Source organism: Pseudomonas sp. NPDC088414 (assembly GCF_044753325.1).
Classification (GTDB): Bacteria; Pseudomonadota; Gammaproteobacteria; order Pseudomonadales; family Pseudomonadaceae; genus Aquipseudomonas.
Map to the genome: position 1 here is coordinate 29,562 of NZ_JBIVMY010000011.1, position 10,513 is coordinate 40,074.

A 10,513-nucleotide genomic window follows, 5' to 3' on the forward strand; every position below is an offset into this window, starting at 1 on the left:
GGCACGAGCTGTGATTCTTTCCACCACCCGTCCTGCTGTACCGGCCCCAGGCTCAACAGCCCGACTGCCACGACCACCAGCAACACGCCACGCGCCGCGCCGAAGGCCATGCCCAGGAATCGGTCGGTGCCGGACAATCCGGTCACGCGCACCAACTCGCCGATAAGATAATTGATCATTGCGCCCACGATCAGTGTGGCGACAAACATGATGGCACAGCCCGCGATCACGCGAGCCGATGGAGTTTCGATGTATCCGGCGAGGTACTCGGACAATGAGCCACCGAACATCCAGGCAACCGCTCCTGCGATGATCCAGGTCACCAGCGATAATGCTTCCTTGACGAAGCCGCGGCTCAAACTGATCAAAGCGGAGATGGCGATGATTGCAACGATCGCCCAGTCAACCAGGGTAAATGGCACAGTGCAGCCTACAGACGGATAAGGCGGCGCATTTTAGCAGAGCGCACCGCTGTCGGTAAGCTGCGATTTTCAGTGCATTTCAATCGAATCGATAGATCCTAGCCACGCTCGGGCTGGAAGCGCACGACAAAACCCTTGAGGTTCTGCTGACGACTCAACAGATCACGCAGACGATCGGCCTCGGCACGCTCGATCAGCGGGCCAACGAACACCCGATTCTTGCCGTCGGCAGAACGGATATAAGCGTTATAGCCTTGGCTGCGCAGGGTTTTCTGCAGGCTTTCGGCGCTGGCGCGACTCGACAGACTGGCCAGCTGCACCGACCAGCTGACCGACAGACCGTTGGCGTCGACACGGCTTTGCGTGGTGTCAGGCTTGGTCGGGGCCGCAGCGATCGGCTGAGCCGGTGCCGTTGTCGGCTTGGCCGCTGGCGCCGGCGCCGGAGCAACCGGTTTGGCGACAGGAGCAGGCGCTGGAGCCGGTGCAATCGGCATCGCCGGCGCCGATTGCTCGGCCACCTCGTCATCGCTCGGCACCGGTTCTTGCGGCAGCGTTTGCGGTTCAGGCACAGCCACCGGCTCAAGCTGCACTTGCGGCACAGCAGGCGCCTGCGGCGCGGCGGGCGCCTCGACCGTCACTTGACGTTGCTCGTCCTGGCGGGAAAACAGCATCGGCAGGAAAATCACCGCCAGCGCCACCAGCACCAGGGCGCCAACCATGCGCTGCTTGTACGCTTTATCCAGCAAAGCCATTTGCCGCTTCCTCCGTGGAGCGCCGGTCCAGCCATTCAAGGGCCTCGGCGACACAATAAAATGATCCGAACAACAGAATCTCGTCGTCGCTGGTGGCCGCTGCGCACTGCCCTTCCAGCGCCGCAGCGACACTGTCATAGGACGTGACGGACGCGCCAAGGTTCTGCAATGCCGCGTGTAATTCACTGACCGGACGTGCGCGCGGCGAATCCAGCGGCGCTACCGCCCAGTGCTGGACACTAGCATTCAATTCGCCGACAACACCATCCAGATCCTTGTCCGCCAACAGGCCGAACACCGCCAGACGCTTGCCCACCGGCGGCCGACTGGCCAGACGCCGCGCCAGATACTGCGCTGCGTGCGGGTTATGCCCTACGTCCAGCAGCAGGTTCAGACGCTTGCCATTGAACTCGAACGAACGGCGATCCAGGCGCCCGATCACACGCGTGGCCTGCAAGGCAGCAACAATTTGTGACCGATTCCACGGCAAACCAAGCAACAGATAAGCCTGTAATGCCAGCGCCGCGTTTTCCATCGGCAGGTCGAGCAGTGGCAAATCATGCAACTCGACAGGCTGACCTTGCGCGTCAGTGCCGCGCCATTGCCAGTGGTGATCGGTGATTCCCAGATCGAAGTCGCGCCCACGCAGAGACAACGGGCACGCCAGTTCACGGGCCTTGTCGAGCAACGGTTGCGGAGGATTCAGATCGCCGCACAAGGCGGGCTTGCCCTGACGGAAAATCCCGGCCTTCTCGAAAGCCACGGACTCGCGGGTATTACCCAGGTACTCGGCATGATCGACACCAATGCTGGTGACCAGCGCGATATCGGCGTCCACCACATTGACCGTGTCCAGACGCCCCCCCAGCCCGACTTCCAGCACCACAGCGTCAAGTTTTGCCTGTTGAAACAGCCAGAACGCCGCCAGGGTGCCCATTTCGAAGTAAGTCAGGGAAGTGTCGCCGCGCCCGGCCTCCACCGCAGCGAAGGCTTCGCACAGTTGCGCATCAGTGGCTTCGACGCCATTGAGCTGCACCCGCTCGTTGTAACGCAGCAGGTGCGGAGAATTGTAGACACCCACGCTCAGGCCCTGCACCCGCAGCAATGACGCCACGAAAGCGCAGGTCGAACCCTTGCCGTTGGTGCCGGTGACCGTAATCACCCGAGGCGCCGGCTGGCCCAGTCCCATGCGGGACGCTACCTGTTGCGAACGCTCCAGCCCCATGTCGATGGCCGATGGATGCAACTGTTCAAGGTAGGCGAGCCACTCGCCAAGGGTACGCTCGGTCATACGTTGGCAGGCACCGGTGGAACGACGATTGGCTCGACAGGAGCGGCGACGTAGGTCGGTGTCGGCTGGCCGGTCAGTTGCGCCAGCAGGTTGCCCAGGCGTGGACGCAGTTCACGACGATCGATGATCAGGTCGATCGCGCCATGCTCCAGCAGGAACTCGCTGCGCTGGAAACCTTCCGGCAGTTTTTCACGCACGGTCTGCTCGATCACGCGCGGGCCGGCGAAGCCGATCAGGGCTTTCGGCTCACCGACGATCACGTCGCCGAGCATAGCCAGGCTGGCGGAAACGCCGCCGTAGACCGGGTCGGTCAGAACGGAGATGAACGGAATGCCTTCTTCACGCAGTCGCGCCAGCACAGCCGATGTCTTGGCCATCTGCATCAGCGAGATCAGCGCTTCCTGCATGCGCGCACCGCCGGAAGCGGCGAAGCAGATCATCGGGCAACGGTTTTCCAGGGCATAGTTGGCGGCGCGCACGAAGCGCTCACCGACGATGGCGCCCATGGAACCGCCCATGAAGTTGAATTCGAACGCCGACACCACCACCGGCATACCCAGCAGGGTGCCACTGACCGAGATCAGTGCGTCTTTTTCGCCGGTCTGCTTCTGCGCAGCGACCAGACGATCCTTGTACTTCTTGCCGTCGCGGAATTTCAGACGGTCAACCGGCTCCAGATCGGCACCCAGTTCGTTGCGACCTTCGGCGTCCAGGAAGATATCGATGCGTGCCCGTGCGCCGATGCGCATGTGGTGGTTGCACTTGGGGCAAACGTCCAAGGTCTTTTCCAGCTCAGGGCGATACAGCACAGCCTCGCAGGACGGGCATTTGTGCCACAGACCTTCAGGCACCGAGCTCTTCTTGACCTCCGAACGCATGATCGAAGGGATCAGTTTGTCTACTAACCAGTTGCTCATGCTTTCTTTCTCCAGTACCGGCGGCCCGAACGCTCTGGTTCGCAGCCCCGCGTATGCCCTTCAGCTAAATTCATGTGTGTGGCGATGGTCGGTGGAACGCCGCGGTCAGCGCGAAACATGACCTGCGTGCAACTCCAGAAACCCTCAGCCTCGCCTGCTTTGTGCAAGTGCATTGATGGACGGCGGCAGTTCGCCAGCCGTCACATCGAAGTAGACGCTCCCTGCGAGCTGCTACGTACGGCATTGATGAACGCGCGGATCTTCGCATGATCCTTGATGCCCTTGCTTGCCTCTACCCCACCACTGACATCGACCGCGTAAGGTTTGACCCGGGCCACGGCGTCGGCGACGTTTTCCGGCGTCAGACCACCGGCCAGGATCAGCGGCTTGCTCAACTGCTGCGGAATCAATGACCAGTCGAACGCCTCACCGGTTCCCCCAGGCACGCCTTCGACATAGGTGTCGAGCAGCACGCCACTGGCACTCGGATAGGCATCGACGGCGGCGGCAATGTCGTCGCCAGCCTTGACCCGCAACGCCTTGATGTACGGGCGGTGCCAGCCTTCGCAGTCTTCAGCGGTTTCGTCGCCATGGAACTGCAGCAGATCCAGCGGCACGGCATCGAGGATTTCCCCCAACTCACAGCGGCTGGCGTTGACGAACAGGCCAACGGTGGTCACGAACGGCGGCAAGGCGCGGATAATCGCCCTAGCCTGCTGCACGCTCACTGCCCGTGGGCTCTTGGCGTAGAACACGAACCCGATCGCATCCGCCCCGGCCTCGACCGCTGCCAACGCATCTTCTATGCGGGCAATCCCGCAAATCTTGCTGCGAACGGCCGACATGTCGATAAAAACCTCATGGTAAACACCGGGAAAGTCCCGGATGGTAACAAAAGCTTCCGAGGGCGTCAGCCGTCAAGGCCCGAGAAACCCGTAAGGAAATGTGGCCCGATAAAACGCTCGGGCAACGGAAATTCGTCGTGATACTCGACCTGCACCAGGTACAGCCCGTACGGATGCGCTGTCACGCCACCGGAACGGCGCTCGCGGCTTTCCAGCACTTCCTTCATCCACTCGACCGGACGCTCGCCGGCACCAATGGTCATCAGCACCCCGGCGATGTTGCGCACCATGTGGTGCAAAAAGGCGTTGGCGCGGATATCGAGCACGATCATCTTGCCGTGACGGGTCACGCGCAGATGATGCATCTTCTTGATCGGCGACTTGGCCTGACACTGGCCGGCGCGGAACGCACTGAAATCGTGGGTGCCAATCAGGTATTGCGCAGCTTGCGCCATGCGCTCGACGTCGAGCGGGCGGTGGTTCCAGGTGATTTCTTCGTTGAGATGCGCCGGACGAATCTGATCGTTGTAGATGACATAGCGATAACGCCGGGCGATTGCCTTGAAGCGCGCATGAAAATGCGCCGGCATCACCCGCGCCCAACTGACACTGATGTCGTGGGGCAGATTGATATTGGCGCCCATCACCCAGGCTTTCAGCGAGCGATCGACCTGCGTGTCGAAATGCACCACCTGCCCGCAGGCATGCACCCCGGCATCGGTACGACCGGCGCATTGCAGGGAGACCGGCGAATTGGCGACTTTCGACAAGGCTTTTTCAAGCTCTTCCTGCACGGTTGCGACACCCGTCAACTGACGCTGCCAGCCGCTGTAGCGCGAGCCTTTGTACTCGACGCCCAGTGCCACGCGGTAAAAGCCTTCAGGCGCCATTTCGGCGACCGGGTTATCTATGTTTGCCAAGGAGGGACAGCCTGCTGATGTACAAAGGCGGGCATTATAAGGCTGTGAGTCGGGGATGCCAGTCAGTTCTGTGTTGACCGATCCGGCCCCATCGCTGGCAAGCCAGCTCCCACAGTTTCTGCAGCGCATGCAATACCTGTGGGAGCTGGCTTGCCAGCGATGGCGATAGCACTGCCGCTACAAAATCCAGCCCAAACAAAAACGGCAGCCTCGATGGGCTGCCGTTCTGTTTACTGCTGACGCCGAATCAAGCCAGGTGCGAAAGCATTTCCTTGGCTTCGCCACGCTGCTTTTCGTCACCCTCGGTCAACACTTCATTGAGGATGTCGCGTGCGCCGTCGCTGTCGCCCATGTCGATGTAGGCCTGGGCCAGATCGAGTTTGGTCGCAGCTTCGTCGGTGCCGGCGAGGAAATCGAAGTCGTCCTCACCCAGATCATCACCCAAGGCCGCATCGGCTTCGGTGAAGGTCGGCTCGGCGATGCTCTGCGACAGACGATCCAGTTCGGCGTTGACGTCATTCAGTTCCGCTGCGAATGCGTCAGGCTCGGCCGCCGGGTTGCTGTCCATTTCATCAGCCAGCGACAGATCGAAATCCGCCGGCAGCTCCAGATCGTCCTGTGGTACTTCGTTGACGACCACAGGCTCGGCCGGCGACAGATCTTTCACGCCCTCGTCCAGATCCAGCAGGAAGTCATCGTCCGCCAGATCCGCCGCCGGGGCTGGCGCAGGCTCGGCACCCAGGTCCAGATCGAGGTCGAAGTCCGACAGGTCGTCGAGATTGTCTTTGATCTCGGTCTGCTGTTGCAGCACCGATTCGAAGCTCAGATCGTCGTCGGCCGGGAATTCGTCCAGCTCCACTGGCGCTTCAGGCTCAACGACAGGCGCAGGCTCAACCGGGGTGATGTTGTCGAGATCGTCCAGGCTCAGGTCGAACGCGCTGTCCAGGTCGTCTGCCGCAGGAGCAGGCTCAGGTGCAGGCGCCTCGGGCTCGTCGAGCAGCAGCTCCTTGACGTATTGCGCATCGAGTTCGGCGGCGGCCGCTGCGGCCAGGCCCGCGACAGCGACGACCGCCATGGCCGGGAAGCGTTTTTTCAGCTCTTCGACCTTGGCGAAATTATCGCCGTTGGCCACCAGCTGACGCTCCTGACCCACGAATGCATCGCGGTCGCCCTGCTGGCCGTAGACTTCCATCAGTTTCAGACGCAGATCACTGCGCTGCGGCTCGAGGCTGACGCCCTCCTCCAGCAGCGCGGCAGCCTGATTCAGGCGACCGGCGTTGATGTGCGACTGAGCCTTGTCCAGCACGTCATCGGAACGCTCGGCAGCAGGCGCGACCAATGGCGCAGCAATCGGCTCGGCCATCACCACCGGCGCCACGACCGCAGCAGGTGCTGGCGCAGGTGGCGGGGTGTTGAGCTTGACGCTGGCAGCAGGGGTTTCCAGACCTTCGAAGCTGCTCTCCGGCAGATCCTGCTCGGCAGAGAATTCTTGCTCTTCCGCCAGGGCACGAGCCATGCGCAGATGTTTCTCGGCCTCCTGCTGGGCTTTGCGACGACGGGCCAGCAGCAACAGCAGAAGCAGCAACACCACGGCACCGCCACCGATCAGACCGAGCAGGATCGGATTGGTCAGCAGTTCATTGAAGGTTTTGTCTTCATCGACTACCGGTTTTGGCGCAACCACTGGCGTCTCGGCAGGCGTGTCGACCGGTGGCGCAATCGCCGATTCTGGTGTTGGCGCCGCTTCTGCCGGGGTGGCTGGAGGGGTTGCAGCCAGTTCGGCGGTGATCGCCGGTACGGCAGCAGTGGCGGCTGGCGCAGCGCCCGGGCCTTCGGCCTGCATCTTCGCCAGTTGATTGTTCTTCAGCTCGATCAGGCGTTGCAGCTTGTCCAGCTGACTTTGCAGATCGGCCATGCGACTTTTCAGTTCCTCGTTGTCACGACGGGTCGTGTCGAGGCTTTCCTGAGTCACCGCCAGTTTGTTGCTCAACGCCTTGGCATCGCCGGCCGGGCCTTTGCCACGACCCTTGGCGTTTTCGGCAGAGACCAGACTCAGGTTGTCCTTGGCATTCTGGCCGGCGCCGACATTGCTGCTGCCACGCTTGGTCGCATCGAGCTGCTGCTGACCGGTGCCAGGCTTGGCCACATAACGACGGCCCTGACGCCAGGCTTCGTTCTGCGCCGCAACTTCGGCAATGGCTTTGGACTGCGGCAGCGCGGTGCTTTCCACCGAGTCCGGCAGACGCAGCACCTGACCGGTTTTCAGCCGGTTGATGTTGCCGTCGATGAACGCATCCGGGTTGAGTGCCTGAATCGCCAGCATGGTCTGCTGTACGGAGCCGCCGGTGCGCGCTTTCGCGGCGATTTCCCACAGTGTGTCGCGCGGCGTGGTGGTGTATTGATTCGGATGCGTGGCGCCGGTGGTCGGTGCGGTGATGGTCTGCGCCGGCGCCGGTTGTGCGGCGGCATCAGCGGTCTGCGGCGAGAACTTAGACGGATCCAGCAGCACGCTGTAATCGCGCAGCAGACGGCCGTTGGGCCACATCACCTGCACGAGGAATTTCACCATCGGTTCCGACAGCGGCTTGCTCGACGTCACGCGCAGCACGCTTTTGCCGCTGGCGCTGAGCACTGGAGTGAACGTCAGGTCGTTGAGGAAGGCCTGGCGATCGACGCCGGCCTTGGCGAAATCTTCGGGTGAAGCCAGGCTCGGCACCACTTCGGCAGCGGTGAGATCCTTGACGTCGAGCAACTCGATCTCGGCCACCAGCGGCTGGTTCAGGGTCGACTTCAGGGTCAGCTCCCCGAGCCCGAGGGCATGCGCCATACCGGAGGACAGCGCCGAGGCGGCCGCTATTGCTAACACCAGTTTGCGAACTTGAACCATAGCCTCATCCTTTGTTTGAACGTTCCTCGGCCAGCGAGAAGATGTTGATTGCCGCTGCCGTAAGGCATTGCGCGCGACGACGACAGACTGCCGCGCGCGATCATTTCTTTGATGCCCCGGAAAGTCCCGGAGGGTGACACGTTATCGAGTGCTCCGGGCAAGCATAGCGCTCACCTAGAATCAGTCGACAAATTGTTGCCAAGTATCTTTTACAGCAGGTCTTTTATCAACAATTCAGCGACCTGCACAGCATTGAGGGCTGCGCCTTTGCGTACGTTATCTGACGTCAGCCACAGATTAAGTTCCGCCATGTCGTCAACGCCGTTGCGCACCCGACCGACATAGACAACGTCCTGCCCCACCGCGTCACCCACCGCCGTCGGATAATCGCCGGCTTCGACCAGCTCGATGCCCGGTGCGTCTTCAAGGGCCGCGTTGACTTTTGCCAGGTCGACCGCGTTCGCTGACTGCAAGGTCACGCTATAGCTATCGCCAAAAAACACCGGGGCTTGAACGCAAGTGGCGGAAATCTTTAATAAAGGCTGCTTCAGTACCTGACGCAACTCGCGCACCAGGCGTTTTTCCAGCAGCGTGTGGCCTTGAGCGTCGGGCGTGCCGACCTGAGCCAGCAGGTTGAAGGCCATCTGTCGATCGAAGAAAGTCGGCTCCAGCGGACGCATGTTCAACAACTCGGCGGTCTGTCGCGCCAGCTCGGTCACGGCCTCGCGCCCCTGGGCGGACACGGCCAGATTGGCGGTGACGTTGACGCATTGCAGCTCGAGCAAATCGAGCAGCGGTGCCAGCACCACGGCCAGCGCAGTGGCCGAAGGACTTGGGCTGCTGACCTGGAACGGTGTTTTCAGACCGGCAATGACCTCGGCATTGGCTTCCGGCACCACTTGCGGCGCCTGCTCGGCCGGCAACGCGCCGGACAGGTCGATCAGCGAGCAACCGGCGGCATGAGCACGCGCCGCGTAGCTCAGGGAAACGGCAGCGCCAGCGGCGAAGAACACCAGTTTGACCTTGCTGAAATCGAACTCGTCGACTTCACGCACACGCACGTTCTTGTTGCGAAACAACACCGAGCTGCCAGCGGATTCGCTGCTGGCCAGCAGGTGCAGGTTACCAACCGGGAAGTCGCGTTCTTCGAGAATCTGTACGAGGGTTTCGCCGACAGTACCGGTGGCGCCGACGACGGCAATATCAAGGGTCTGGGTCATGATTCTACCTCTGGCGAAACGGGGGGAGCGGCACTTTACCGGGTGACTGGCATGCAGGCAATTTCTGTCGGAATTTGTAGCGCCTGTACCGGCCCCTTCGCGAGCAAGCTCGCTCCCACAGTGGTCGGTGTGGGACACAGATGTTTGTACACACCTGAAACCTGTGGGAGCTGGCTTGCCAGCGATGAGGCCAGACCAGACACCGGGAAACCTCAGGCATAAAAAAACCCGCACCTCTCACAAGGCACGGGTTCTTTCATTGCATCAAGCGATCAACGCTCAAGCAAGATCCGCAGCATGCGGCGCAGCGGTTCGGCCGCGCCCCATAGCAGCTGGTCGCCGACGGTGAAGGCACCGACGAACTGCGACCCCATGTTCAGCTTGCGCAGACGACCCACCGGTACGTTCAGGGTGCCGGTGACCTTGGTCGGGCTCAGCTCCTGCATGCTGATTTCGCGCTGGTTCGGTACCAGTTTGACCCAAGGGTTGTGCTGGCTGATCAGCCCTTCGATATCGGCAATCGGCACGTCTTTGTTCAGTTTGATGGTCAGCGCCTGGCTGTGGCAACGCATGGCGCCGATGCGCACGCAGATGCCGTCGACCGGGATCGGGCTCTTGAAGCGGCCGAGGATCTTGTTGGTCTCGGCCTGGGCCTTCCACTCTTCACGGCTCTGGCCGTTCGGCAGTTCCTTGTCGATCCACGGGATCAGGCTGCCGGCCAGCGGTACGCCGAAGTTCTCGGTCGGGTACGCGTCGCTGCGCATGGCTTCGGCCACGCGACGGTCGATGTCGAGGATCGCGCTGGCAGGGTCGGCCAGTTGATCGGCTACCGCAGCGTGAGTCGCGCCCATCTGCTTGATCAGTTCACGCATGTTCTGTGCGCCGGCACCGGAGGCCGCCTGATAAGTCATGGCGCTCATCCACTCGACCAGACCGGCTTCGAACAGACCGCCCAGGCCCATCAGCATCAGGCTGACGGTGCAGTTGCCGCCGATGTAGTTCTTGGTGCCCGCGTCCAGTTGCTGGTCGATGACCTTGCGGTTGACCGGATCGAGAATGATCACGGCGTCATCGTTCATCCGCAGGCTGGAAGCCGCGTCGATCCAGTAACCCTGCCAGCCGGCTTCGCGCAGCTTCGGGAACACTTCGCTGGTGTAGTCGCCGCCATGGCAGGTCAGGATCACGTCGAGTGTTTAAATATCTTCAATTCAGAAAGAGTCATAGATCGCATCAATGTACTTGCCCACGGACGTGCCTAG

8 protein-coding genes and 1 pseudogene are annotated in these 10,513 nt (G+C 61.6%); all 9 read right to left on the minus strand.

Going from position 1 to position 10,513, the window contains the following annotated elements; all coding sequences use genetic code 11:
* Positions 1-422, minus strand: a 422-nt coding sequence (locus ACIP8I_RS12490; protein WP_400761411.1) for a CvpA family protein, incomplete at its 3' end; no start/stop codon positions are given.
* A 98-nt stretch (positions 423-520) separates the two neighbouring features.
* Positions 521-1,174, minus strand: a complete 654-nt coding sequence (locus ACIP8I_RS12495) for an SPOR domain-containing protein (protein WP_367085143.1) — start codon at positions 1,172-1,174, stop codon at positions 521-523.
* A complete protein-coding gene (folC, locus tag ACIP8I_RS12500; RefSeq protein ID WP_400761413.1) occupies positions 1,158-2,465 on the minus strand; it encodes a bifunctional tetrahydrofolate synthase/dihydrofolate synthase in 1,308 nt (435 codons plus the stop codon). The genes ACIP8I_RS12495 and folC overlap by 17 nt, the downstream gene beginning before the upstream one ends.
* Positions 2,462-3,382 (minus strand): acetyl-CoA carboxylase, carboxyltransferase subunit beta, encoded by a 921-nt coding sequence (accD, locus tag ACIP8I_RS12505; protein ID WP_041066058.1) that lies wholly within the window; start codon positions 3,380-3,382, stop codon positions 2,462-2,464. The genes folC and accD overlap by 4 nt, the downstream gene beginning before the upstream one ends.
* Before the next feature lie 200 nt (positions 3,383-3,582).
* A complete protein-coding gene (locus tag ACIP8I_RS12510) occupies positions 3,583-4,227 on the minus strand; it encodes a phosphoribosylanthranilate isomerase (RefSeq protein WP_400761416.1) in 645 nt (214 codons plus the stop codon).
* 65 nt (positions 4,228-4,292) lie between these two features.
* Entirely contained in the window at positions 4,293-5,117 is an 825-nt protein-coding gene (gene truA / locus ACIP8I_RS12515; RefSeq protein WP_400761557.1) for a tRNA pseudouridine(38-40) synthase TruA, read from the minus strand.
* Between the two features lie 277 nt (positions 5,118-5,394).
* Positions 5,395-8,034, minus strand: coding sequence for a FimV/HubP family polar landmark protein (locus ACIP8I_RS12520; protein WP_400761419.1), 2,640 nt, complete (start codon positions 8,032-8,034; stop codon positions 5,395-5,397).
* 209 nt (positions 8,035-8,243) lie between these two features.
* Positions 8,244-9,254, minus strand: a complete 1,011-nt coding sequence (locus ACIP8I_RS12525; RefSeq protein ID WP_400761420.1) for an aspartate-semialdehyde dehydrogenase — start codon at positions 9,252-9,254, stop codon at positions 8,244-8,246.
* Positions 9,255-9,526: 272 nt separating this feature from the next.
* Positions 9,527-10,447, minus strand: a pseudogene (asd, locus tag ACIP8I_RS12530) (aspartate-semialdehyde dehydrogenase); the annotation flags it as partial.
* Positions 10,448-10,513: the final 66 nt, after the last annotated feature.

Excerpts from the sequence above, each read along its gene's own strand:
- ACIP8I_RS12495 (WP_367085143.1), bottom strand. The coding sequence starts at position 1,174 with ATGGCTTTGCTGGATAAAGCGTACAAGCAGCGCATGGTTGGCGCCCTG.
- folC (WP_400761413.1), bottom strand. The coding sequence starts at position 2,465 with ATGACCGAGCGTACCCTTGGCGAGTGGCTCGCCTACCTTGAACAGTTG.
- accD (WP_041066058.1), bottom strand. The coding sequence starts at position 3,382 with ATGAGCAACTGGTTAGTAGACAAACTGATCCCTTCGATCATGCGTTCG.
- ACIP8I_RS12510 (WP_400761416.1), bottom strand. The coding sequence starts at position 4,227 with ATGTCGGCCGTTCGCAGCAAGATTTGCGGGATTGCCCGCATAGAAGAT.
- truA (WP_400761557.1), bottom strand. The coding sequence starts at position 5,117 with ATGGCGCCTGAAGGCTTTTACCGCGTGGCACTGGGCGTCGAGTACAAA.
- ACIP8I_RS12520 (WP_400761419.1), bottom strand. The coding sequence starts at position 8,034 with ATGGTTCAAGTTCGCAAACTGGTGTTAGCAATAGCGGCCGCCTCGGCG.
- ACIP8I_RS12525 (WP_400761420.1), bottom strand. The coding sequence starts at position 9,254 with ATGACCCAGACCCTTGATATTGCCGTCGTCGGCGCCACCGGTACTGTC.